The following is a 23,143-nucleotide window of genomic DNA, read 5'->3' on the forward strand; positions in this document are numbered from 1 at the left end:
ATGAAAGCCTTCTTCTCCGACGACCAGCTGCTGCACGACCCGCAGCAGTTCATGCGCCTGGGCCGCATCGTCCACCCCACCGACCTGCCGGCCCGCGCCGAGGCGCTGATGGCCACACTTAAGACCCGCGGCATCACCGTGCTGGAGTCGCCCGACTACGGCCGCGCCCCGCTGGAGCAGGTGCACAGCAGCGACTACCTCGACTACCTGGAGACGGCCTACGAACGCTGGGAAGCCCTGCGCGCCGAAGGCAAGGACCCGGGCATCGAGGTGCTGCCCAACGGCTCGCCCTACGGCGTGAGCTACGCGGCCGGACAGCGGCGCGGCCCCTGCCCTTCGCCGCACATCGTGGCGCGCACGGGCTACTACATCACCGACCTGTCCTGCCCCATCGGGCCGAACAGCTGGCGCTCCATCCTGCGCTCCTCGCATGCGGCCGTGGCCGCTGCCGATGCGGTGCTGGCCGGCGACCCGCTGGCCTACGGCCTGTGCCGCCCCTCGGGCCATCACGCCTACTACGACCGCGCCGGCGGCTTCTGCTACGCCAACAACAGCGCCGCGGCCGCGGCCCGCCTGCGCCAGAAGTTCGACCGCGTGGCGGTGCTCGACATCGACGCCCACCACGGCGACGGCACCCAGCACATCTTCTACGAACGCAGCGATGTGTTCACGCTCTCCACCCACGCCGATCCGGCCGGCCAGTACCCCTGGTACACCGGCTACGCCCACGAGACCGGCGCCGGCGAAGGCCAGGGCTACAACCTGAACCTGCCGCTGGTGCATGGCAGCGGCATCGCCGAATTCACCGCCGCGCTGGACACCGCCTTCGCCGCCATCGGCCAGTTCGGCGCCCAGGCACTGGTCATCCCCCTGGGCTTCGATGGCCTGAAGGGCGACCCGACCGCCCTGCTCGGCTTCGACTACGACTGCTTCCGCCTGGCCGGCCAGCGGGTGCGTGCGCTCGGCGTGCCCACCGTGCTGGTGCAGGAAGGCGGCTACATGGTGGACGCCATCGGCACCGCGCTCGACGCGTTTCTCGAAGGACTTGAGGCATGAACGCCGTGCTCGATACCCAACTCTCGATCGACGGCGGCCGCATGTGGTCGGCCCTGATGGAACTCGCCAGGATCGGCGCCACCGCCAAGGGCGGCAACTGCCGGCTCGCCCTGACCGCGCTCGACGGCCAGGGCCGCGACCTGGTCAGCGGCTGGATGCGCGAGGCGGGCCTGACCGTGACGGTGGACGCCGTCGGCAACATCTTCGGCGTGCGCCCCGGCCGCAACATGGCCCTGCCGCCGGTGGCCACCGGCAGCCATATCGACACCCAGCCCACCGGCGGCAAGTTCGACGGCTGTTACGGCGTGATGGCCGGCCTGGAAGTGATGCGCACCCTGCAGGCGCAGAACATCCAAACCGAAGCCCCGCTGGCCCTGGTGGTCTGGACCAACGAGGAAGGCACGCGTTTCGTGCCGGTGATGATGGGCTCGGGCGTGCACTGCGGCGTGTTCCCGCTGGAGACCGCCCTGTCGGCGGTGGACGTGGATGGCCTCTCGGTGCGCGATGAGCTGAAGGCCATCGGCTACGACCAGGGCGCGCCCATCGGCAGCGTGCCGCTCGGCAGCTACTACGAGGCCCACATCGAGCAAGGCCCCATCCTGGAAGCCGAGGACACCGTCATCGGCGTGGTCACCGGCTCGCTCGGCTTGCGCTGGTTCGACATCACCGTGACCGGCATGGAAGCCCATGCAGGCCCCACGCCGATGGAGCTGCGCCGCGACGCGCTGTACGCCGCCACCCACCTGATGCAGAAGGTGGTCGACATCGCCAACGCGCCCGAGTTCGCGCCGCACGGCCGCGGCACGGTGGGCGTGGTGAACGTGTTCCCCGCCTCGCGCAACGTGATCCCGGGCCGGGTCGGCTTCACGGTGGACATCCGCCATCCGGATGCCGCCAAGCTCGATGCGATGGAGCAGGCCTTCCGCCAGGCCGCCACCGAGCTGGCCGAGGGCAAGACCACCGGCTACCCGGTCGAGGTCGATGTGAAGTTCGTGCAGGAATTCCCGCCCACGCCCTTCGCCGCCGAGATGGTGGAAGCGGTGCGCAGCGAGGCCGCCGCCCGGGGCCTCAGCCACCGCGACATCCTCACCGGCGCCGGCCACGACGCGGTCTACATGGCCCGCGTCGCGCCCACCGCCATGATCTTCGTGCCCTGCCGCGACGGCATCAGCCACAACGAGATCGAGGATGCCGATCCGCGCCACCTCGAAGCCGGAGCCAACGTGCTGCTGGGCGCGATGCTGACCCGTGCCGGCATCGCCGGCTGAGGGCGACGGCAGCCCGATGGCCATCGCCACCGACACGGCCCGCGGCGCCCCCGGGCGGCACGCCACCCGCGACGGGGTGCTGCTGTTCCTGGGCGCCCTGGCCGCCTTCGCCAGCTACGACGCCTTCGCCAAGCAGATGCTGATGACGCAGGCGCCGGGCATGGTGAACCTGGGGCGCTACGTCACCATCGTCACCATGTCGCTGGTGCTGCTGCTGCGCCACATGCGCGCCCGGCCCGGCGGCCCCATGCCCTGGCGCCAGCCGCACCAGGGCCTGCTGTGGCTGCGCAGCTTCATGCTGGCCACGGTGGCGACCAGCTTCATGACGGCCCTGGTCTACATGCCGCTGGCCGAATCCACCGCGCTCTACTTCACCGCGCCGCTCTTCATGGTGATGCTCTCGCCCTGGCTGCTGGGCGAGAAGGTCGGCCGGGTGCAGTGGACCGCCGTGGCGCTGGGCTTCGCCGGCATGCTGCTGGTGGTGCGGCCGGGCGGCAACCTGCCGCTGGTGGGCACGCTGTCGATGCTGCTGGCGGCCGTCTGCTATGCCATGTTCCAGATCCTGACCCGGCGGCTGTCGGGCCTGATCCCGGCGCCGGTGCAGTTCGCCCACATGGCGCTGGTCTGCCTGGTGGTCACCAGCGTGCCCACGCTGCTGGCGCCGCACATCCCGCTGCCGTCCTGGCCGATGGCGCTGGTGCTGCTGGGCGGCGGGCTGGTCAGCGGCTGCGCGCAACTGCTGCTGCTGGCGGCCTTCGCCCGGGTGAGCGCGGCCACGCTGGCGCCGCTCAACTACATCCAGCTGCTGCTGGCGGTGCTGATCAGCACCGTCTGGTTCCAGAAGCCGCCCGATGGCATCGCCCTGGCCGGCATCGCGCTGATCGTGGCGGCGGGCGTCTACCTGGCCAAGGCCGGGCGGCCGTCGCGCTAGGCAAGAGACAGACACCCACAAGAACACCGGGAGACATCCACACCATGGCCACCAAGCCCGTATTCGCACCGCTGGAGCCGGCCAAGGCCCCCGCCTTCGCCTCGATCGAGGTACCCGACCTGGTCGGCGTGGTCGAGGCCCGCCTGCAGGAGGCCATCCTCTCCGGCCGCATGGGGCCCGGCGAACGCATCGTGGAGGCCGAGATCGCCCGCCAGATGGGCGTGAGCCGCGCCCCGGTGCGCGAGGCCGCGCGCCGGCTGGAGAGCCTGGGCCTGCTGGTCTCGCGGCCGCGCCACGGCTTCGCGGTGCGCACCATCTCGGTCAAGCAGGTGGACGACCTCTACCAGGTGCGTATCACCCTGGAGCTGATGAGCGCCGCGCTGGCCTGCCGCAACGCCACCGACGAGGAACTGGCCGAGGTGGACCGCAAGGTCGACGAGATGATCGCCAAGGCCGACGTGCTGGACCAGGGCGAACGTGTGGCGCTGGACCTGGCCTTCCATGCCTATATCTGCGAACTCTCGCGCAACGACTACCTCTGGCGGCTGTTCGGCAACATGCGCACCGAGGTGCGCATGTTCCTGGCGCTGTCCGAGGAAACCTACGGCGACCGCCATGCGCTGGCCGAGACGCACCGGCCGATCTCGCAGGCGCTGATCGCACGCGACGTGGACACGGTGCAGAAGGCCTTGCGCTACCACCTCGAAGTCGCGCAGGAGCATGTGCGCGGCCTGTTCCTCAAGGACTGACGACATGGACACCCCGCATTCCAAAGTCGCCATGGTCAGCGGCGGTGCCCGCGGCATCGGCCGGGCCATCGTGGAGGAGCTGCTGCGCCATGGCTGGCGGGTCAGTGTCGGCGCACGCAATACCGCCGCCAGCTTCGAGGGCTTCGGGCCGGACCGGGTGCGGGTCTACCGCTTCGATGCCGAGCAGAAACAGACCGAGGCCGACTGGGTCGCCGCCACGGTGCGCGACTTCGGAGGCATCGATGCGCTGGTGCACAACGCCGGGATCATCAGCACGCAGTCGGTGGTCGAGGCACCGGACGAGGAAGTCGACCGCCTGCTCGAAGTCAATGTGAAATCGCCCCTGCGCCTGACCCGCCATGCCTGGCCGCACCTGCTGGCCGCCGACGAGGCCAAGGTGCTGGTGATGGCATCGCTCGCCGGCAAACGGGTGCGGGCGCCGGGCGCATCGCTCTATGCGCTCAGCAAGGCCGCCGTGCTTTCGCTGGCCCACGGCATCCGCCACTGCGGCGCCGAAAGCCGGGTGCGCTGCACGGCGCTGTGCCCGGGCTTCGTCGCCACCGACATGGCCGTCGGCGTGCCCACCGAGCAGTGGGAAAAGCTCACCCGTCCCGAGGACGTGGCCCGCATCGCCCGCACCGTGCTGGAGCTGCCGGCCAGCGCCAGCGTGGCCGAGATACCGATCAGCTGGCAGGTCGAACCTCAGTTCTGACCCGCTCTCATTCCATCGCAAGGAACAACAACATGAAAGTCATCTACAGCGACCACCACATCGGCCACGACCCGCAGCAGTTCATCGTGCGCGGCCGCATGAAACGCAGCAACGAGCAGCCCGAGCGCGCCCACCGCCTGCTGGCCGCAGCCACCGCGCTGGGCCATGAAGTCGTGTCGCCCGAGGACTTCGGCCCCGGCCCGCGCGCCGCCATCCACACGCCCCGCTACCTGCATTTCCTGGAGACCGCCTGGGCGCGCTGGCAGGAGCTGCCGGATGCCTCGGAAGAGGTCATGCCCAATGTGCACCCCTTCCCCGGCCAGCCCGCGAGCTATCCGGACAGCCTGGTCGGCCAGGCCGGCTGGCACCTCGCCGACATGGCCTGCTCGGTCGGCAGGAACACCTGGGAGGCCGCCACCTGGTCGGCCCATGTCGCCACCCATGCGGCCCAGCTGGTGATGGACGGCGAACGCGCCGCCTACGCCCTGTGCCGCCCGCCCGGCCACCATGCCTATGCCGACCGCGCCAACGGCTTCACCTACCTGAACAACGCCGCCATCGCCGCGCAGCATCTGCGCCAGCAGCACGACCGGGTGGCCATCCTCGACATCGACGTGCACCACGGCAACGGCACGCAGGGCATCTTCTGGCGCCGCAAGGATGTGCTGACCGTCTCGCTGCATGGCGACCCGCATTTCTGCACGCCCTTCTTCACCGGCCATGCGCACGAGATCGGCGAGGGCGAAGGCGAGGGCTACAACCTCAACCTGCCGCTGGCCAAGGGCACGCCGGACGCCGGTTTCCTGCAGGCCCTGGGCAAGGCGCACCAGGCCATCCGCGCCTTCGCGCCGGGCGCGCTGGTGGTCGCCCTGGGGCTGGATGCGCACGAGCACGATCCCTACCAGGCCCTGGCGGTGAGCACGGCCGGCTTCTCCACCATCCTGGCCGAGATCGCCCGCCTGGGCCTGCCCACCGTGCTGGTGCAGGAAGGCGGCTACCTGTCGGAAGACCTGGGCCCCAACCTCAGCAGCGCGCTCAGCGGCTTCACGGGCGCGGCATGACGGTGGTGGACCACGACGCCGCGATCCGCGCGGCCCTGCCCGAGGCGGCGGTGCTCACCGCCGCCGCCGCACCCGTCGAACAGGCCTGGGCCGAAACCGCCCTGGCCGCGCAATACGGCCTGCGCGGCGAATTCAAGCTGCTGACCGGCGAGCGCGATTCCAACTTCCGCGTCGACCTGCCCAACGGACGGCGCTGCATGCTCAAGGTCTCGCATCCGGACGAAGACCCGGTGGTGGCCGACTTCCAGACCCAGGCCCTGCTGCACATCGCCCAGGTCGATCCCGAGCTGCCGGTGCAGCGCCTGCTGCCCACGCTGGGCGAGCAACCCTCGGTGCTGCTGCCCGACGAACAGGGCCGGCCGCGTGTGGTCCGCCTCTTCAGCTACCTCGAAGGCATGCCCATGCCCCAGGCGCCGCGCACCGCCGCCCAGCGCCGCGACGTGGCCGGCACGCTGGCCCGGCTGGACATCGCCCTGTCGCGCCTCTGGCATCCGGCCGGCGAGAAGGAACTGCCCTGGGACATCCAGCGCGCCGACCGCGTGCGCGCCCTGCTCGACTACGTGCCCGACGCCGAACGCCGCGCCCTGGCCCACGGCGCGCTGGACAGCTTCGAGTCGCGCGCCAAGCCGGTGCTGCCCGCCCTGCGCCGCCAGCCCATCCACAACGACTTCAACATCTACAACCTGCTGGTGGACCCGGCCGCGCCCGACCGGGTCTCGGCCATCCTGGACTTCGGCGACATGGTAGAGGCGCCGGTGCTGGACGACCTGGCCGTGGCCGCCTCCTACCAGCTGGACGAACAGGGCGACGCGCTGGCCACCATCGCCGAGTTCGCCGCCGCCTACCACGCGGTGTCGCCGCTGCAGGACATCGAGATGTCGCTGCTGCTGGAGATGATCCGCGCACGCCTGTCCATGGTGGTGGCCATCAGCGGCTGGCGTGCCGCGCGCCATCCCGACAACGCGGCCTACCTGCTGCGTAACAACGCCATCTCCTGGGCGCGGCTGCGGGCCATCGCCGCCTATTCGCCCGAACAAGCGCACGAGGCCATCGCCGCGGCCTGCCGCGCCGTCCGAACATCCGAGGAAACGAATGCTGCCGCCTGAAGACCAAGCCCTGCTCGAACGCCGCGCCCGCCTGCTGGGCCCCGCCTACCGCCTGTTCTACGAGGAGCCCTTCCATCCCGTGCGCGGCGAGGGCGTGTGGCTCTACGACGCCGCCGGCAAGCCCTGGCTGGATGCCTACAACAACGTGGTCTGCGTGGGCCATGCCCGGCCCGAGGTGGTGGAGGCCATCGCCCGCCAGGCGTCCACGCTGAACACCCACACCCGCTACCTGCACGAAGGCGTGCTGGACTATGCCGAGCGCCTGCTCGCCACCCTGCCGCCGGAACTGGGCCACGCCACCTTTACCTGCACCGGCAGCGAGGCCAACGACTTGGCGATGCGGGTGGCGCGGGCGCATACCGGCGGCACCGGGCTGATCGTGACGCACTGGGCGTACCACGGGGTCACGTCCGCCATCGCGGAGGCCTCGCCCTCCCTGGGCCAGCACATCGTGCTGGGCGCCAATGTGCGCACCGTGCCGGCGCCCGCGCCGCTGCCGGGGCAGTCGGCCGAGGACTGCGGGCGGGTGTTCGCAGAGGGTGTGCGGGCTGCGGTCGCGGACCTGAAGGCGCATGGCATCAAGGCGGCGGCGCTGATGGTGGATACGGTGTTCTCCAGCGACGGGATATTCACCGAGCCAGCGGGCTTCCTGCGCGAGGCGGTGGAGGCGATTCACGAGGCGGGCGGTGTGTTCATCGCCGATGAGGTGCAGCCCGGGTTCGCGCGCACCGGGGAGTGCTTCTGGGGCTTTCAGCGCCACGGCATCGTGCCGGACATGGTCACCATGGGCAAACCCATGGGCAACGGGCATCCGGTGGCGGGGATGGCTGTTCGGCCTGAGGTGATGGCTGCGTTCGGGCGGCAGTCTCGCTACTTCAATACCTTTGGCGGGAACCCCGTTTCGATGGCTGCTGCTGCTGCGGTGCTGGATGTGATCCAGGGGCAGGAGCTGCAGCGCAATGCGCTGGAGGTGGGGGCCTATCTGCGGGCCGGACTGGTATCGCTGGCCGATAAACATGCGCTGGTCGGCGAGGTGCGCGGCGCGGGGCTGTTCATCGGGCTGGAGCTGGTCACGGATCGCGTCTTGCGCACGCCTGCTACTGCCGAGGCTGCTCAGGTCGTCAACGGCCTGCGCCGCAATGGGGTGCTGCTGAGCGCCACCGGTGAGACCGCTCATGTGTTGAAGATTCGGCCGCCTCTGGTCTTCACTCGGGAGCATGCGGATTTGCTGGTTTCTCGGGTTGATTTTGTGCTTGGGTCTCTCTTTTAGTTAATCGGTTTTTACTTCTTCTACTCCTACGGAGGGTGGAGGTGGGGCTGGCGTCGCCCCACACCCCCGGTAACTTTCTTTCCATTGAAAGAAAGTCACCAAAGAAAAATTAAAAAGCGGGATCGGGGACGGGCTTTCGCCCGGGTCGGGCCATTGTTCCGCTGACGCTCCACTCGGCTCTCGGCATGGCGTAGTGGGCTCAGCAACTGGAACGAATGCTCGAGGTTCGGGCCGCTCGTTCGCCAAAAGCTTCACGCACTGACGCGGTTGGTGGGCGCTTGTTTTGGCGCACTGGCGGCTTCCAGCGGATTGGGCGCGGCGCTTGATCAAACTTGTCGGTTGGCTGAGCGTGAAGCTTTTGGCGAACGAGCGTCCCGATCCTCGAGCTTTTGCAATCGTTGCTGAGATCAAATCGCCATGCGGAGAGCCGAGTGAAGCGAAGCGAAACAAAGGCCCGACCCGGGCGAAAGCCCGTCCCCGATCCCGCTTTCTAATTTTTCTTTGGTGACTTTCTTTCAATGGAAAGAAAGTTACCGGGGGTGTGGGGCGACGCCAGCCCCACCTCCACCCTCGGTAGGAGTAGAAGAAGTAAATAAGAACCCCAAAAAACCAATCACCGATCAGTAGCCAAAAAGAGACTCTCCTTAACCTCCTCCATCACCACATAACTCCGAGATTCCGCACTAACCGGCAACTTCTTCAAAATATCCCCCAGCAGATGCCGATACTCCCCCATCCCCCCAACCGAAACTTCACAAGATAATCAAAATCACCCGACACCAGATGGCACTCCATCACCTCAGGCATATGCAGCAACTCCTTGCGCACCTTATCGAAGACATCCCCCGATTTGGCAGCCAGCTTGATCTCCACAAACACCAGCAAGGTCTTGCCCAAGGCCTCAGGAGCCACCCGAGCGGCATAGCCGGTGATCACCCCTTCACGCTCCATGCGCCGGACCCGCTCGGTGCAGGGCGTGGCCGACAGCCCCACCTTCTCGGCCAGCTCGGTCATGGAAATGCGCCCCTGGCGCTGCAGGAGGTCGAGGATCCTGCGGTCGATTCGGTCGGGTTCGAACATTCACTCGGCGGATGGGGGCCGCACCAAAAAATAAGCGGATTGGCGAACATATCACCAAAAAAACAGCGGATTCCACTAGATGGGCATTCCTAGACTTCTGGATTCCCCGGAAATTCGAAAGACCCACGCCATGAAAGTCATCGTCCTCGGCAGCGGCGTCGTCGGCACCGCCTCGGCCTACTACCTCGCCCGCGCCGGAGCGGAGGTCACGGTGATCGACCGCCAGGACGGCCCCGCCCTGGAAACCAGCTTCGCCAACGCCGGCCAGGTCTCGCCCGGCTATTCGGCGCCCTGGGCCGCGCCTGGCATTCCGCTGAAGGCGCTGAAGTGGATGTTCGAGGAACACGCACCGCTGGCGATCCGCCCCGATGGCAGCCTGTACCAGCTGCGCTGGATCGCCCAGATGCTGCGCAACTGCACCGCAGGGCGCTACGCCATCAACAAGGCCCGCATGATGCGGCTGGCCGAATACAGCCGCGACTGCCTGCGCGAGCTGCGTGCCGACACCGGCATCGCCTACGAACAGCGCACCGGCGGCACGCTGCAGCTGTTCCGCAGCCAGCAGCAGATGGATGCGGTGGGCCGCGACGTCGAGGTGCTCAAGGCCTGCGGCGTGGATTACGAAGTGCTGGGCCCGGACCAGCTCGCCCGCGTCGAACCCGCCCTCGCCAGCCGCGGCCAGCCGCTGGCCGGCGGCCTGCGCCTGCCGGGCGACGAGACCGGCGACTGCCATCTCTTCACCAAGGCCCTGGCCGAACTGGCGCGAAAGGCCGGCGTGCAGTTCCGCTTCGGCCAGGACGTGACCGGTATCGAGACCACCGGCGACCGGGTGAGCGCCGTGCGCATCGGCCAGGAACGCCTGGTGGCCGACCGCTACGTGATGGCCTTCGGCAGCTACTCGCGCCAGCTGCTGCAGCCGCTGGGGCTGGACCTGCCGGTATACCCGGTCAAGGGCTATTCGCTGACCGTGCCGCTGGTGGACCCGGCACTGGCTCCCGTCTCCACCGTGCTGGACGAGACCTACAAGATCGCCGTCACCCGCTTCGACGACCGCATCCGCGTCGGCGGCATGGCCGAGCTGGCCGGCTTCGACCTGCGGCTGGACCCGCGCCGCCGCGCCACGCTGGAGATGGTGGTGCAGGACCTGTTCCCCGGCGGCGACATCGCCCGCGCCAGCTTCTGGACCGGCCTGCGGCCGATGACGCCGGACGGCACACCCATCGTCGGCGCCACGCCCTATGCCAACCTGTTCCTGAACACCGGCCACGGCACGCTCGGCTGGACCATGGCCTGCGGCTCCGGCCGGGTGCTGGCCGACATCGTCTCGGGCCGCGCGGCGGAAATAGACCTGGAAGGCCTGGGCCTGGCGCGTTATGGCCGCGCTAGGCCAGGTCGGGTGCCGGCGCATCCCGCCGCAGCGTGAACCAGAGCAGTGCGATCAGCATGGTGAACATCGGGCCTCCTGGATAAAGCGGCAAGGCGCGGTCCCACCTTCCCATGCGGCACAGCGGCGGGCAATAGGGCGGCACGCCTACGGCCGCCTTCTAAGATGCGGCCATGTCCGCCTCCGCTCCTCCGACGCGTCCCGATCCGGACGCCTTGCTGATCCAGCTCCAGCGCGAGGACCAGCGCGCCCGGCGCGGCCGGCTGCGCATCTACTTCGGCGCCAATGCCGGCGTGGGCAAGACCTTCGCCATGCTGGGCGCGGCCAGGCGCGAGCAGGCCGCGGGGCGCGACGTGGTCGTCGGCGTGGTGGAGACCCACGGCCGCGCGGACACCGCCGAGCTGGCCACCGGCCTGGAAACCATGGCACCGCGCGCCCTGCCCCATCGCGGCCGCAGCCTGCCCGAGTTCGACCTGGACGCGGCGCTGGCGCGCCATCCGGAGATCCTGCTGGTCGACGAGCTGGCGCATTCCAACGCCCCCGGCTCGCGCCACGACAAACGCTGGCAGGACGTGCAGGAGCTGCGCGAGGCCGGCATCGAGGTCTGGACCGCGCTCAATGTGCAGCACCTGGAAAGCCTCAACGGCACGGTGGGCGCCATCACCGGCATCCGGGTGCAGGAGACGGTGCCCGACACCGTCTTCGACGATGCCGACGAGCTGGTGCTGATCGACGTCACGCCCGACGAACTGGTGGCGCGCCTGCAGGCCGGCAAGGTCTATCTGCCGCAGCAGGCCGAACGCGCGGCGCAGAACTTCTTTCGCAAGGGCAATCTGATGGCGCTGCGCGAGATCGCCCTGCGCCGCACCGCCGAGCGGGTGGGCGACCAGCGCCAGCACTGGCGGGTGGAGACGCCGCGCGAGGGCCAGCGGGCCGTCGGCAGCGGCGCGGGCTCGGACGCGGTGCTCTGCTGCGTCGGCCCGCAGCCCGGCGCCGAGCAGGCGGTGCGCTCGGCCGCGCGGCTGGCGGTGCAGCGCAACCAGCACTGGGCTGCCGTGTTTGTGGAAACCCCGCGCCTGCAGGCCCTGCCCGCCGCCGAACGCGACCGCACTTTGGCCGTGCTGAAGCTGGCCGAGTCGCTGGGTGCGCGCACCGCCGTGCTGACCGGCGCCGACGTGGCGCAGGCCCTGGCCGCCCATGCACGGGAACACGGCTTCAGCACGCTGGTGATGGGCCGCGCCACCCCGGCCGCGGGCTGGCGCGGCTGGCTGCGGCGCCTGGCGGCGGGCCACGGCCTGCGCGAGCACCTGGCCTTGCAGGCGCCCGAACTGGACATCCTGGAAGTCGCCGCCGCGACCAGCACACGCCGCCTGGGCAGCGCCCTGCCCGCCGAGCTGGCGGACACCCGCCACCAGCGCCAGCGCTGGCCGGGCTACGCCTGGGCCTGCGCCACCAGCCTGCTGCTGACCGTGGCGCTGCAGGGCCTGGGCGGCGCCTTCGAGCTGGCCAACCTGGTGATGCTCTTCCTGCTGGGCGTGGTGCTGGTCGCCGTGCGTTTCGGCCGCGGGCCGGCCGGACTGGCGGCGCTGCTGAACGTGCTGGCCTTCGATTTCTTCTTCGTTCCACCGCGCCTGTCCTTCTCGGTCAGCGACGTGCAGTACCTGGTGACCTTCGCGGTGATGCTGGGCGTGGGCCTGCTGATCGGCCAGCTCACCGCCGGTTTGCGGTTCCAGGCCCGGCTGGCCGGCAGCCGCGAGACCCGGGCGCAGAGCCTGTTCGAACTGTCGCGCGACCTGTCGGCCGCCCTGCTGCCGCAGCAGATCGCCGAGCTGGGCGAGGCGGCGGTGCGGCGCAGCTTCGGCGGCCAGGCCCATGTGCTGGTGGCCGACGAGCACGACCGCCTGCCCGCCCTCGCCGAACTGCCGCCCGGCATCGATGCAAGTGTGGCCGACTGGGTCTACCGGCACGGCCAGCCGGCGGGCCTGGCCACGGCCACGCTCTCCGCCCAGGACTGGCATTACCTGCCGCTGGCCGCGCCCATGCGCATCCGCGGCGTGCTGGCCTGCCGGCCCGAGCAGGCGCGCTGGCTGCTGATTCCGGGCCAGCAGCAGCTGCTGGGCACGCTGGCGCGGCAGATCGCGATCGCGCTGGAGCGGGTGCATTACGTGGACATCGCCCGCCAGGCCGTCGTGCAGATGGAGTCAGAACGCCTGCGCAACACCTTGCTGGCCGCCATGTCGCACGACATCCGCACGCCGCTGACCGCGTTGCTGGGCCAGGCGCAGGCCCTGCAGGCCGGCGGCGCCGCGCTGCCCGAGGCCAGCCGCGAGCGCCTGCTGGCCGGCATGGTGCTGACCGCCCGGCAGATGCAGGGGCTGGTGCTCAACCTGCTGGACATGGCGCGGCTGCAGAGCGGCGCGCTGCATCTGCGGCTGGACTGGCAGTCGGTGGAGGAAGCGGTGGGCAACGCCATCCGCGCCGCTGCACCGGCCCTGGGCGAGATCGCGGTGCGCACCGAGCTGCCGGCCGATCTGCCGCTGGTGGAGTTCGATGCAGCGCTGATGGAGCGGGTGCTGGTCAATCTGCTGGAGAACGCCGCCAAGTACGGCGCGCCGCCCATCGTGATGGCAGCCCGGGCGGACGCGGACAGCCTGACGATCACGGTGCGCGACCACGGCCCGGGCCTGCCGCCGGAAGGATCGCAGGACCTGTTCGCCATGTTCACCCGCGGCGCGGTCGAATCCGGCACACCGGGGGTGGGCCTGGGCCTGGCGATCTGCCGCGAGGTCGTCGCGGCCCATGGCGGCAGCATCGTCGCGGCCAACGCGCCCGGCGGCGGCGCCGAATTCGCCGTGCAGCTGCCGCGCCGCGCGCCGCCCGCCCTGGCCGAGCCCGACGAGATGGCACCGATGGCAAGATCGCGGCCATGAACACGCCCGTGGCCGTGGTCGTCGAGGACGAACCGCAGATCCGAACCTTCATCCGCAGCGCGCTGGAGCAGCAAGGCTGGACGGTGCATGAGGCGGCCACCGCCGAACGCGGCATCGTCGAGGCCGGCACCCGCAAGCCCGACCTGCTGGTGCTGGACCTGGGCCTGCCGGATGCCGACGGCGTGTCCGTGATCGAGGCGGTGCGCGCCTGGTCCACCGTGGCCATCCTGGTGCTGTCGGCGCGCAGCGACGAGCAGGACAAGATCCGCGCACTGGACGCCGGTGCCGACGACTATCTGACCAAGCCCTTCGGCATGGGCGAACTGATGGCGCGGCTGCGTGCGATCCGGCGCCGGCCGCGGCCGGGCGGCGATGGGGCGGCGGAATCGGCCCTGCTGCGCTTCGGCGATGTGGAACTCGACCTGGCGGCCCGCCAGGTGCGGCGTGCCGGCACGCAGGTGCACCTCACGCCGATCGAGTTCCGCCTGCTCTCCACCCTGGCCGCGCATGCCGGCCGGGTGCTGACCCATCGCCAACTGCTGCTGGCCGTCTGGGGGCCGGCGCACGCGGAGCAGACGCACTACACCCGTATCTACATGGGCAATCTGCGCAAGAAGCTGGAAGCCGATCCGGCCCAGCCGCGCCATTTCCTGAGCGAGAACGCGGTCGGCTACCGGCTGGTGCTGTAGGGGCGCGCCAACAGGAAGTGGTACAGGCTGTCGGTTTTTCCCCGCAAATCGGCCGCGCAGTAAGGAAAAGCTAACGTAAAAAACATCTTTTTACGTAGAGTTCGGGCTTAGCCCGGATTCGTCCGGAGATTTTTCCGACTCGGCACCCTCGCGCATGAAATTTTCCAATCTCCCCATGGCGCTCAAGTTGGCGTTCTCCTTCGCCATCATCGTCCTGCTGACCTTGATCCTGGGCGTGGTTTCCTGGCTGTCGCTGAACCGTCTGGGCGAGCAGACGGATTCGATCGCACGCAACAACCTGCCGAGCATCACCCTGCTCAACGACTATGCGCAGGAGCTCAACTTCTTCCGCCGCAGCGAAGCGCAGGTGCTGCTCGAACTGCCGCCCGAAAACCGCAAGATTGTGTTGACCGCGATGGCCGATCGCGACGGCAACATGGCCAAGATCGAGCAGAAATACGCCCCCATGGTGGCTTCGCCCGAGGAACAGCAGGCCTTCGACAAGCTGCGCGCCGCCGGCCAGGCCTATGGCGCGTCGCGCAAGCGCATCCTGGCGGTCGGCCGGGATCTCGACTCGCTGAACGCCGGCACGGTCTACTACATGAACGAGTCGCGCGAACTTTTCGCTGGCGTCAACCGCGCGCTGGAAGCACTGGTAGCGATCAACCGCAAGCAGGCCGACGAAGCAGCCGCCACGGCCGTTTCGACACAGGCCAGCGGCGAGACCACCATCATCGCCACCCTGGTCATCTGCCTGGCGCTGGCGGCCATCCTGGCCACGCTGCTGACCCGCATGACCGTCAACTCCCTGCGCCTGGCCAGCGAGGCGACCAACCGCATGGCCGACGGCGACCTGACGGTGGCCGTCTCCGCCCAAGGCACCGACGAGATCGGCCAGTTGCTCAAGTCGCTGGAAAACATGCGCCAGCGCCTGGCCAATGTGGTCGGCGAAGTGCGCGGCAATGCAGAAGGCGTGGCCACCGCCAGCGCCCAGATCGCCCAGGGCAACGACGACCTGTCGGGCCGCACCGAACAACAGGCTTCGGCCCTGGAAGAGACCGCCGCCTCGATGGAGGAACTCAACTCCACCGTGCGCCAGAACGCCGACAACGCCCAGCAGGCCAGCCAGCTGGCCTCCGGCACCTCCACCCTGGCCCAGCAGGGCGGCGACGTGGTGGGCCAGGTGGTGCAGACCATGAAGGGCATCAACGAGAGCTCGCAGCGCATCAGCGACATCATCTCGGTGATCGACGGCATCGCCTTCCAGACCAACATCCTGGCGCTGAACGCCGCCGTGGAAGCCGCCCGCGCGGGTGAACAGGGCCGCGGCTTCGCGGTCGTGGCCAGCGAAGTGCGCAGCCTGGCCCAGCGCAGCGCCGATGCCGCCAAGCAGATCAAGACCCTGATCAGCACCAGCGTGGAACGTGTCGACCAGGGCACCGAGCTGGTCGACAAGGCCGGCGCCACCATGCAGAACGTGGTGCAGTCGATCCGCCAGGTCAACGACCTGGTCGCCGAGATCAGCGCCGCCAGCCGCGAACAGAGCGCCGGCGTGCAGCAGGTCGGCGAGGCCGTCACCAACATGGACCAGGTCACGCAGCAGAACGCCGCGCTGGTCGAAGAGGCGGCAGCCGCCGCCGGCAGCCTGCGCCAGCAGGCCGAACAGCTGGTGCAGGCCGTGGCCTACTTCCGCATCGGCGAGACCGGTGTCGGACACGCCATGCGCGCCGCCGCGCCGATGCCGGCGCCCCTGCCCGCAACCAAGCCGGTGGCGGCCGCCCGTCCCGCCGCGCCGGCCGTGCAGGCAGCCGTGCGCAAGCCGGCTGCCGCCGCCGCACCCAAGCCGGTGGCCAAGGCCCTGGCCCGCCCCACCGCCGCAGCGCCGGCTCCGGCGCGCAGCCCGGCGCCGGCCAGCGCCAAGGCCACGGCCTCGGAGTCGAACGACGACTGGGAAAGCTTCTGACCGATGTCCAGCCAACTTCCGCCGCTGCCGACCATTCCCTTGGGCCGCTACCACCACTACAAGGGTGGTGAGTACGAGGTGATCGGCGTGGCACGCCACAGCGAAACGCTGGAGGCTTTCGTCATCTACCGCCCGCTCTACAACGCCACCGGCATGTGGACACGGCCCCTGGCCATGTTCCTGGAACAGGTCGAGGCCAATGGCGAATGGCAGCCGCGCTTCCGTTATCTGTCTGCCTATTCGCAACGAGCGCAAGACCGCGTGCCGGCGCTGGGCACGGCCGGTTAAACGCCGCTCTTCAACACCCTCGCCCATGACATCCAGCGCCCTCGTCCTTCGTCCCGCCCAGCAGAGCGACTTTCCGGCCTGGCTGACCCTGTGGCTGGGCTACCAGGCCTTCTACAAGGTCGAGATCGCGCCGGCGGTCACCGAGCGGACCTGGGCGCGGCTGCTCGATCCGGCCGAACCGATGCACTGCACCCTGGCCGAGAGCGCCGGCCGGCCGATCGGCCTGGTGCACCACATCTTCCACCGCTCCACCTGGACCGACGGCCCCTACTGCTACCTGCAGGACCTGTTCGTGGCGCCGGAGCTGCGCGGCCAGGGCACGGGCCGGCAGCTGATCGAACATGTCTACGAACAGGCCCGCATGGCCGGCGCTTCGCGTGTGTACTGGCTGACGCACGAGACCAACCAGGATGCGATGAAGCTCTACGACCGCGTCGCCGACCGCTCCGGCTTCCTGCAATACCGGCACCTGCTGGGCTGAGCCGCCGCCCCGCGCGGCCTGGACCGCTATTTGCTCCGGCAGCCCATGACGATCGAAGACGACAAGCCCCGTGTGCACGACGAACTGCTCTGGAACGACTGGCATCCGGTTGCTTTCAGCCAGCAGATAGACGCGGGCCAGACCCAGGCCGCGCGGCTGCTGGAAGAGGACATCGTGCTCTGGCGCCGCGCCGACGGCAGCATCCACGCATGGCAGGATCGCTGCCCGCACCGCGGTGCCAAGCTCTCGCTGGGCTGCGTGGTCGCCGACCAGCTGGCCTGCCCGTACCACGGCTGGCGCTTCGATGGCCAGGGCCGCTGCGTGCTCAAACCCGCCCAGCCCTCGCTGCCGCTGCCCGCCGCGCCCATGGTGAGCGCTTATGCGGTGCAGGAGCATTACGGCCTGGTCTGGGTCTGCCTGGGCACGCCGGTCCGTCCCGTCATCCCCTATGCGGAATTCGAGGACTCGCGGCTGCGCCACATCATGGCCGGTCCCTATGCGGTACGCGCCTGTGCCCCACGGGTGGTCGAGAACTTCATCGACATGGCGCATTTCTCCTTCGTGCACGAAGGCATCCTCGGCGATGCGGGCCACACCGAGATTCCGGAATACACGGTGCACGACTTCCTCGATGACAGCGCCCAGCCCGGCGTACGTGCCGAGGGCATGCGGGTGTCGCAGCCGCAGGCCAATCTGCAGGCGCAAGGCACGGCCGATGTCGTCTACGGCTACCGCATCTCGCGGCCGCTGTCGGCCATCCTGACCAAGCAGATCGTGGGCTCGGAAATCGCCGAAGCCATCACCCTGTTCATCCAGCCGGTGGCCGAGGACCAGTCGCAGGTGTGGATGGTGTTCTCGGGCGTGAAATCGCCGGAGCCGGACGAGGCGGTGCGCGCTTTCCAGGACACCGTCTTTGCTCAGGACAAACCCATCCTGGAATCGCAGCGCCCCCAGCGCCTGCCGCTGCAGATGCGCGCCGAACAGGCGCAGCGGGCCGATCTGCTGTCCGCGCACTATCGGCGGTATCTGCGCGCACAGGGGCTGCGCTACGGCGTCACGCCCTGAACCATGCCTGGAACTCCTGTCCGCCCCGGGCAGTGGATCATTGGCTCTTGATGCGGGTCTTGCGATCGGCCTTTTTGGCGGCGCGCTCGGCATCCGCTTTCTCGGCCTGGGCCTGCCAGACGGTGAATTCCTCCGGCGTTTCCAGCGTCATGCGGCCCAGCGTGGCGGAGCGGAATTCGTGGATCACGATCTCGGCGGCCTTCTGCAGATTGACCCGTCCCTTGCCGAGCAAGGCGCCGCGTTGGCGGCCCACGCGCTCGAGCACATCCTCGTCGCGCAGATCGGCGATCTCCTCGGGCGTCTCTGGCAGGCGGAATCGCGCCTTCAGCAAGGTCCCGTAGGGCTGCTTGATGTATTGCAGGAACTCCAGCGCCACCAGTTCCTCGTCATAGGCATTGCGGCCGATCGAGCCGGCCGCCGCCAGGCGATAGCCGGACTCGGGCAGCGCGATGCGCGGCCAGAGCATGCCGGGGGTGTCCCAGAGGTAGAAGTCGTCCTGCAGCACGATGCGCTGCTCCAGCCGGGTGATGCCCGCCTCGTCGCCGGTCTTGGCCTTCTTGACGCCGGTGAGGGTGTTGATGAGGGTGGACTTGCCCGCATTCGGCACGCCGCAGATCAGCACCCGCATCGGCTTGGCCATGCCGCCGCGGTTGGGTGCCAGCGCATGGCAGGCGGCGACGATCTTCTGGGCCGGGGCCGACTCGCTGGCGTCGAGCGCGATCGCCTGGGTCTCGGACAGGGCCTTGTAATACGCCAGCCAGGCGGTGGTGCGTTCCGGATCGGCCAGGTCCTGCTTGTTGAGCACCTTCAGTGCCGGCTTGCCCGCCGTGAGTTCGGCCAGCAGCGGATTGGCGCTGGAGCCCGGGATACGCGCATCGAGTACTTCGATGACGGCGTCGATCTCTTTCACGCGTTCGGCGATGGCCTTGCGCGTCAGGTGCATATGGCCAGGGAACCACTGAATCGACATGAGGCGGGAAACTTTCGAAGAAAAGAGGTAGGTCGGTCGGAGCGGACCTCACGACGTTTCGGCGCCCGCATCGCCGATTGTCGGGCATTGGGTATCGGCGTCTCAGAGGGTCTGGCAGCCCATCACCGCATAGGCTACCCGCGGCATCAGGGCGAGCCACTCGGGCCCCACCCGTGCAGTCGCCTCCACCAGGGTGTAATCCAGTTCGCGCAGCCAGTCGGCCCGATTGAGCACCAGCGCCACCGCTACCTTGTCCAGATCGCACTGCGCCAACCAGGCCTGCTTGCCCGTGAGTGCCTCGACCGTCTTGCCGAGTACATGTTGATAGGCCACTTCGCCCATAGAAAACTCCGAATTCACACTGTGACGCAAACCATAGCCGCAGCATCAGCCCATCCGGCTGATCCGCACCTGACTTTTGCACGGGTGTGACAAGGCATAGACCTGCCATCTAAGATCGCAACATGGCCTTGATTCCATTGACCGATGCGGCGTCCTCGCGCGCCATTGCCCAGGAACTGCTGGCACGGCTGCAGACAAAAGGCATCGTCGATTTTCGGCCGCCACCTCCCGAGCCCACGACCTGCTGCGGAAGAGGCTGCAATGGCTGCGTCTGGGAGGGCTTTTTCAATGCATTCGTTTATTGGCGCGACGAAGCATTGCTGCTTCTGGATTGATTGAATAATCCGCCGCCCCAAAGACAAAAGCCCCTCAATCTTTCGACTGAGGGGCGTTTGCGGCTGTAAGAGCCTGACGATGACCTACTTTCACACGGGAACCCGCACTATCATCGGCGCGGAGTCGTTTCACTGTCCTGTTCGGGATGGGAAGGAGTGGTACCAACTCGCTATGGTCATCAGGCATAAAGGGTTGCCGTCCTGGTTTTGAGGTCAGGACAGCGAATTCATAGAGTCAAATCAGTTTGAGTGTTTTGATTACGTCTTGGCATAACACCCTGATATCTGCGCTGGCAGTGTATCAAAGTTATAGGGTCAAGCCGCACGAGCAATTAGTATCAGTTAGCTTAACGCATTACTGCGCTTCCACACCTGACCTATCAACGTCCTGGTCTAGAACGACTCTTCAGGGGGCTCAAGGCCCCGGCAGATCTTATCTTGAAACGAGTTTCCCGCTTAGATGCTTTCAGCGGTTATCTCTTCCGCACTTAGCTACTCGGCAATGCCACTGGCGTGACAACCGATACACCAGAGGTGCGTCCACTCCGGTCCTCTCGTACTAGGAGCAGGCTTCCTCAAATCTGCAGCGCCCACGGAAGATAGGGACCAAACTGTCTCACGACGTTTTAAACCCAGCTCACGTACCTCTTTAAATGGCGAACAGCCATACCCTTGGGACCGGCTACAGCCCCAGGATGAGATGAGCCGACATCGAGGTGCCAAACACCGCCGTCGATATGAACTCTTGGGCGGTATCAGCCTGTTATCCCCAGAGTACCTTTTATCCGTTGAGCGATGGCCCTTCCATACAGAACCACCGGATCACTATGTCCTGCTTTCGCATCTGCTCGACTTGTCAGTCTCGCAGTTAAGCACGCTTATGCCATTGCACTATCGTCACGATGTCCGACCGTAACTAGCGTACCTTCGAACTCCTCCGTTACGCTTTGGGAGGAGACCGCCCCAGTCAAACTGCCTACCATGCACTGTCCCCGATCCAGATAATGGACCTAGGTTAGAACCTCAAACGCACCAGGGTGGTATTTCAACGTTGGCTCCATGCGATCTAGCGACCGCACTTCAAAGCCTCCCACCTATCCTACACAGATCCGTTCAAAGTCCAATACAAAGCTACAGTAAAGGTTCATGGGGTCTTTCCGTCTTTCCGCGGGGAGATTGCATCATCACAAACATTTCAACTTCGCTGAGTCTCGGGAGGAGACAGTGTGGCCATCGTTACGCCATTCGTGCAGGTCGGAACTTACCCGACAAGGAATTTCGCTACCTTAGGACCGTTATAGTTACGGCCGCCGTTTACTGGGACTTCAATCAAGAGCTTGCACCCCATCATTTAATCTTCCAGCACCGGGCAGGCGTCACACCCTATACGTCCACTTTCGTGTTTGCAGAGTGCTGTGTTTTTAATAAACAGTCGCAGCCACCGATTTTTTGCAACCTCATTGGGCTCCAGGAGTAAATCCCTTCACCTACTAAAGGCACACCTTCTTCCGAAGTTACGGTGTCAATTTGCCGAGTTCCTTCTCCCGAGTTCTCTCAAGCGCCTTAGAATACTCATCTCGCGCACCAGTGTCGGTTTGCGGTACGGTCGTCAATAGCTGAAGCTTAGTGGCTTTTCCTGGAAGCAGGGTATCACTCACTTCGTCTGCAAGCAGACTCGTTATCACCCCTCATCTAAGCCCGGCGGATTTGCCTACCAGGCACGACTACAGGCTTGAACCAACATGTCCAACAGTTGGCTGAGCTAACCTTCTCCGTCCCCACATCGCACTATTGATCGGTACAGGAATATTGACCTGTTTCCCATCAGCTACGCATCTCTGCCTCGCCTTAGGGGCCGACTCACTCTACGCCGATGAACGTTGCGTAGAAAACCTTGCGCTTACGGCGAGGGGCTTTTCACCCCCTTTAACGCTACTCATGTCAGCATTCGCACTTCTGATACCTCCAGCATCCTTTACAAGACACCTTCACAGGCCTACAGAACGCTCTCCTACCACGTGCCATAAATGACACATCCGCAGCTTCGGTAACTGGCTTAGCCCCGTTACATCTTCCGCGCAGGACGACTCGATCAGTGAGCTATTACGCTTTCTTTAAATGATGGCTGCTTCTAAGCCAACATCCTGACTGTTTTAGCCTTCCCACTTCGTTTCCCACTTAGCCAATTTTAGGGACCTTAGCTGGCGGTCTGGGTTGTTTCCCTCTTGAGTCCGGACGTTAGCACCCGGTGCTCTGTCTCCCAAGCTGTACTCTGCGGTATTCGGAGTTTGCCTTGGTTTGGTAAGTCGCCATGACCCCCTAGCCAAAACAGTGCTCTACCCCCGCAGGTAATACTTGAGGCACTACCTAAATAGTTTTCGGAGAGAACCAGCTATTTCCAAGTTTGTTTAGCCTTTCACCCCTATCCACAGCTCATCCGCTAGTTTTGCAACACTAGTCGGTTCGGACCTCCAGTACCTGTTACGGCACCTTCATCCTGGCCATGGATAGATCACTTGGTTTCGGGTCTACACCCAGCGACTGGACGCCCTATTCGGACTCGATTTCTCTACGGCTTCCCTATTCGGTTAACCTTGCCACTGAATGTAAGTCGCTGACCCATTATACAAAAGGTACGCAGTCACCCTTGCGGGCTCCTACTTTTTGTAAGCATGCGGTTTCAGGATCTATTTCACTCCCCTCCCGGGGTTCTTTTCGCCTTTCCCTCACGGTACTAGTTCACTATCGGTCGATGATGAGTATTTAGCCTTGGAGGATGGTCCCCCCATATTCAGACAGGATTACACGTGTCCCGCCCTACTTGTCGCTGGCCTAGTACCACACGTCGGTTTTCGCATACAGGGCTATCACCTGCTATGGCTGACCTTTCCAGATCATTTTGCTAACCGTCGTGCTATCACCAGCAGGCTCTTCCGATTTCGCTCGCCACTACTTTCGGAATCTCGGTTGATGTCTTTTCCTCGAGCTACTGAGATGTTTCAGTTCACCCGGTTCGCCTCGCATGACTATGTATTCATCATGCGATACCCCTAAGGGTGGGTTTCCCCATTCGGAAATCTCCGGATCAAAGCTAATTTGCCAGCTCCCCGAAGCTTATCGCAGGCTATCACGTCCTTCGTCGCCTATCATCGCCAAGGCATCCACCACATGCTCTTATTCACTTGACCCTATAACTTTGACGTCTCTCATCGAAACATCGCCGCACTATCAAGGAATTGTCAGGTCTTTCACCTGACGCGTTATGCCGTATGACCCTTGCGGATCGATACTTTGAATTTCCAGACTTAGTCTGAATATTCGTTTTGACGCAATCAAAAATTCATGTCACCGGCGGCACGGTGAGGACTTGTCCTCTTTCCGCCGGCAACACTGATTAGACTCTATGAATTTTTAAAGAACAGCCGATCAATCGCACTATCACGATCAACAACAAAACAGCCTC

General features: G+C 66.2%; 18 protein-coding genes, 2 rRNA genes and 1 pseudogene. 16 read left to right on the forward strand and 5 right to left on the reverse strand.

All coding sequences use genetic code 11. The features are described from left to right. Genes GT347_RS03110 through GT347_RS03145 form a run of 8 tightly spaced genes read left to right on the forward strand, consistent with a single transcriptional unit; the run spans position 1 to position 8,153 of the window. Positions 1-1,056 carry a histone deacetylase family protein gene (locus tag GT347_RS03110; protein WP_160550581.1) on the forward strand — a complete coding sequence of 352 codons (1,056 nt, stop codon included), beginning with the start codon at positions 1-3 and terminating at the stop codon, positions 1,054-1,056. Continuing rightward, positions 1,053-2,324 carry a Zn-dependent hydrolase gene (locus tag GT347_RS03115; RefSeq protein ID WP_160550582.1) on the forward strand — a complete coding sequence of 424 codons (1,272 nt, stop codon included), beginning with the start codon at positions 1,053-1,055 and terminating at the stop codon, positions 2,322-2,324. Before GT347_RS03110 ends, GT347_RS03115 begins: the two co-directional genes overlap by 4 nt. 16 nt (positions 2,325-2,340) lie before the next feature. After that, the gene (locus GT347_RS03120; RefSeq protein WP_160550583.1) at positions 2,341-3,255 is read left to right on the forward strand and encodes a DMT family transporter; all 915 of its coding nucleotides are present in this window, start codon (positions 2,341-2,343) and stop codon (positions 3,253-3,255) included. Positions 3,256-3,299: 44 nt separating this feature from the next. After that, complete coding sequence (locus tag GT347_RS03125; RefSeq protein ID WP_160550584.1) at positions 3,300-4,004, forward strand: GntR family transcriptional regulator; 705 nt, start codon at positions 3,300-3,302, stop codon at positions 4,002-4,004. A 4-nt stretch (positions 4,005-4,008) separates the two neighbouring features. Beyond that, positions 4,009-4,716 (forward strand): SDR family NAD(P)-dependent oxidoreductase, encoded by a 708-nt coding sequence (locus GT347_RS03130; protein WP_160550585.1) that lies wholly within the window; start codon positions 4,009-4,011, stop codon positions 4,714-4,716. A gap of 32 nt (positions 4,717-4,748) precedes the next feature. Continuing rightward, positions 4,749-5,777 carry a histone deacetylase family protein gene (locus GT347_RS03135; protein ID WP_160550586.1) on the forward strand — a complete coding sequence of 343 codons (1,029 nt, stop codon included), beginning with the start codon at positions 4,749-4,751 and terminating at the stop codon, positions 5,775-5,777. Beyond that, positions 5,774-6,883 carry a phosphotransferase gene (locus GT347_RS03140; RefSeq protein WP_160550587.1) on the forward strand — a complete coding sequence of 370 codons (1,110 nt, stop codon included), beginning with the start codon at positions 5,774-5,776 and terminating at the stop codon, positions 6,881-6,883. Before GT347_RS03135 ends, GT347_RS03140 begins: the two co-directional genes overlap by 4 nt. Then, on the forward strand, positions 6,870-8,153 hold the full coding sequence (locus GT347_RS03145; protein WP_160550588.1) for an aspartate aminotransferase family protein: 1,284 nt from the start codon (positions 6,870-6,872) through the stop codon (positions 8,151-8,153). The genes GT347_RS03140 and GT347_RS03145 overlap by 14 nt, the downstream gene beginning before the upstream one ends. A gap of 613 nt (positions 8,154-8,766) precedes the next feature. On the opposite strand, the pseudogene GT347_RS03150 reads toward GT347_RS03145, so the two are convergent. Continuing rightward, positions 8,767-9,233: pseudogene (locus GT347_RS03150) on the reverse strand (winged helix-turn-helix transcriptional regulator). Between the two features lie 130 nt (positions 9,234-9,363). Here GT347_RS03150 and GT347_RS03155 point away from each other — a divergent pair. The 7 genes from GT347_RS03155 (at position 9,364) to GT347_RS03185 (ending at position 18,033) form a co-directional block, all read left to right on the forward strand. Further along, positions 9,364-10,656 (forward strand): D-amino acid dehydrogenase, encoded by a 1,293-nt coding sequence (locus GT347_RS03155; protein ID WP_229722653.1) that lies wholly within the window; start codon positions 9,364-9,366, stop codon positions 10,654-10,656. 134 nt (positions 10,657-10,790) lie between these two features. Continuing rightward, positions 10,791-13,547 (forward strand): DUF4118 domain-containing protein, encoded by a 2,757-nt coding sequence (locus GT347_RS03160; protein ID WP_160550590.1) that lies wholly within the window; start codon positions 10,791-10,793, stop codon positions 13,545-13,547. Next, complete coding sequence (locus GT347_RS03165; protein WP_160550591.1) at positions 13,544-14,236, forward strand: response regulator; 693 nt, start codon at positions 13,544-13,546, stop codon at positions 14,234-14,236. The genes GT347_RS03160 and GT347_RS03165 overlap by 4 nt, the downstream gene beginning before the upstream one ends. A gap of 175 nt (positions 14,237-14,411) precedes the next feature. Continuing rightward, positions 14,412-16,199, forward strand: a complete 1,788-nt coding sequence (locus tag GT347_RS03170) for a methyl-accepting chemotaxis protein (protein ID WP_229722655.1) — start codon at positions 14,412-14,414, stop codon at positions 16,197-16,199. Between the two features lie 3 nt (positions 16,200-16,202). Then, a complete protein-coding gene (locus GT347_RS03175; protein WP_160550593.1) occupies positions 16,203-16,487 on the forward strand; it encodes a DUF1653 domain-containing protein in 285 nt (94 codons plus the stop codon). Between the two features lie 25 nt (positions 16,488-16,512). Next, positions 16,513-16,968, forward strand: a complete 456-nt coding sequence (locus GT347_RS03180; protein ID WP_160550594.1) for a GNAT family N-acetyltransferase — start codon at positions 16,513-16,515, stop codon at positions 16,966-16,968. A 45-nt stretch (positions 16,969-17,013) separates the two neighbouring features. Next, complete coding sequence (locus GT347_RS03185; protein WP_160550595.1) at positions 17,014-18,033, forward strand: aromatic ring-hydroxylating oxygenase subunit alpha; 1,020 nt, start codon at positions 17,014-17,016, stop codon at positions 18,031-18,033. 37 nt (positions 18,034-18,070) lie between these two features. Here the strand turns inward: GT347_RS03185 and ylqF are convergent, their stop codons facing one another. Both ylqF and GT347_RS03195 read right to left on the reverse strand, forming a co-directional pair. Further along, positions 18,071-19,003, reverse strand: coding sequence for a ribosome biogenesis GTPase YlqF (ylqF, locus tag GT347_RS03190; RefSeq protein WP_160550596.1), 933 nt, complete (start codon positions 19,001-19,003; stop codon positions 18,071-18,073). Positions 19,004-19,105: 102 nt separating this feature from the next. After that, on the reverse strand, positions 19,106-19,345 hold the full coding sequence (locus GT347_RS03195) for a hypothetical protein (RefSeq protein WP_160550597.1): 240 nt from the start codon (positions 19,343-19,345) through the stop codon (positions 19,106-19,108). A gap of 122 nt (positions 19,346-19,467) precedes the next feature. Here GT347_RS03195 and GT347_RS03200 point away from each other — a divergent pair, with 122 nt between their 5' ends. Next, on the forward strand, positions 19,468-19,680 hold the full coding sequence (locus GT347_RS03200; RefSeq protein WP_160550598.1) for an oxidoreductase-like domain-containing protein: 213 nt from the start codon (positions 19,468-19,470) through the stop codon (positions 19,678-19,680). 71 nt (positions 19,681-19,751) lie between these two features. On the opposite strand, the gene rrf is transcribed toward GT347_RS03200, so the two are convergent. Together rrf and GT347_RS03210 are read right to left on the reverse strand one after the other, a co-directional pair. Next, positions 19,752-19,864 (reverse strand): 5S ribosomal RNA (gene rrf / locus GT347_RS03205). 127 nt (positions 19,865-19,991) lie between these two features. Next, positions 19,992-22,868, reverse strand: a 23S ribosomal RNA gene (locus tag GT347_RS03210). Positions 22,869-23,143: the final 275 nt, after the last annotated feature.

Origin of the sequence: Xylophilus rhododendri (genome assembly GCF_009906855.1) — a bacterium.
Taxonomy (GTDB): Bacteria; Pseudomonadota; Gammaproteobacteria; order Burkholderiales; family Burkholderiaceae_C; genus Xylophilus; species Xylophilus rhododendri.

Coding starts and splice junctions, on each gene's coding strand:
- GT347_RS03165 (WP_160550591.1), top strand. CDS start 13,544: ATGAACACGCCCGTGGCCGTGGTCGTCGAGGACGAACCGCAGATCCGA.
- GT347_RS03195 (WP_160550597.1), bottom strand. CDS start 19,345: ATGGGCGAAGTGGCCTATCAACATGTACTCGGCAAGACGGTCGAGGCA.
- GT347_RS03110 (WP_160550581.1), top strand. CDS start 1: ATGAAAGCCTTCTTCTCCGACGACCAGCTGCTGCACGACCCGCAGCAG.
- GT347_RS03185 (WP_160550595.1), top strand. CDS start 17,014: ATGACGATCGAAGACGACAAGCCCCGTGTGCACGACGAACTGCTCTGG.
- GT347_RS03175 (WP_160550593.1), top strand. CDS start 16,203: ATGTCCAGCCAACTTCCGCCGCTGCCGACCATTCCCTTGGGCCGCTAC.
- GT347_RS03160 (WP_160550590.1), top strand. CDS start 10,791: ATGTCCGCCTCCGCTCCTCCGACGCGTCCCGATCCGGACGCCTTGCTG.
- GT347_RS03180 (WP_160550594.1), top strand. CDS start 16,513: ATGACATCCAGCGCCCTCGTCCTTCGTCCCGCCCAGCAGAGCGACTTT.
- GT347_RS03140 (WP_160550587.1), top strand. CDS start 5,774: ATGACGGTGGTGGACCACGACGCCGCGATCCGCGCGGCCCTGCCCGAG.
- GT347_RS03155 (WP_229722653.1), top strand. CDS start 9,364: ATGAAAGTCATCGTCCTCGGCAGCGGCGTCGTCGGCACCGCCTCGGCC.
- GT347_RS03125 (WP_160550584.1), top strand. CDS start 3,300: ATGGCCACCAAGCCCGTATTCGCACCGCTGGAGCCGGCCAAGGCCCCC.
- GT347_RS03120 (WP_160550583.1), top strand. CDS start 2,341: ATGGCCATCGCCACCGACACGGCCCGCGGCGCCCCCGGGCGGCACGCC.
- GT347_RS03135 (WP_160550586.1), top strand. CDS start 4,749: ATGAAAGTCATCTACAGCGACCACCACATCGGCCACGACCCGCAGCAG.
- GT347_RS03145 (WP_160550588.1), top strand. CDS start 6,870: ATGCTGCCGCCTGAAGACCAAGCCCTGCTCGAACGCCGCGCCCGCCTG.
- GT347_RS03115 (WP_160550582.1), top strand. CDS start 1,053: ATGAACGCCGTGCTCGATACCCAACTCTCGATCGACGGCGGCCGCATG.
- GT347_RS03200 (WP_160550598.1), top strand. CDS start 19,468: ATGGCCTTGATTCCATTGACCGATGCGGCGTCCTCGCGCGCCATTGCC.
- ylqF (WP_160550596.1), bottom strand. CDS start 19,003: ATGTCGATTCAGTGGTTCCCTGGCCATATGCACCTGACGCGCAAGGCC.
- GT347_RS03170 (WP_229722655.1), top strand. CDS start 14,412: ATGGCGCTCAAGTTGGCGTTCTCCTTCGCCATCATCGTCCTGCTGACC.
- GT347_RS03130 (WP_160550585.1), top strand. CDS start 4,009: ATGGACACCCCGCATTCCAAAGTCGCCATGGTCAGCGGCGGTGCCCGC.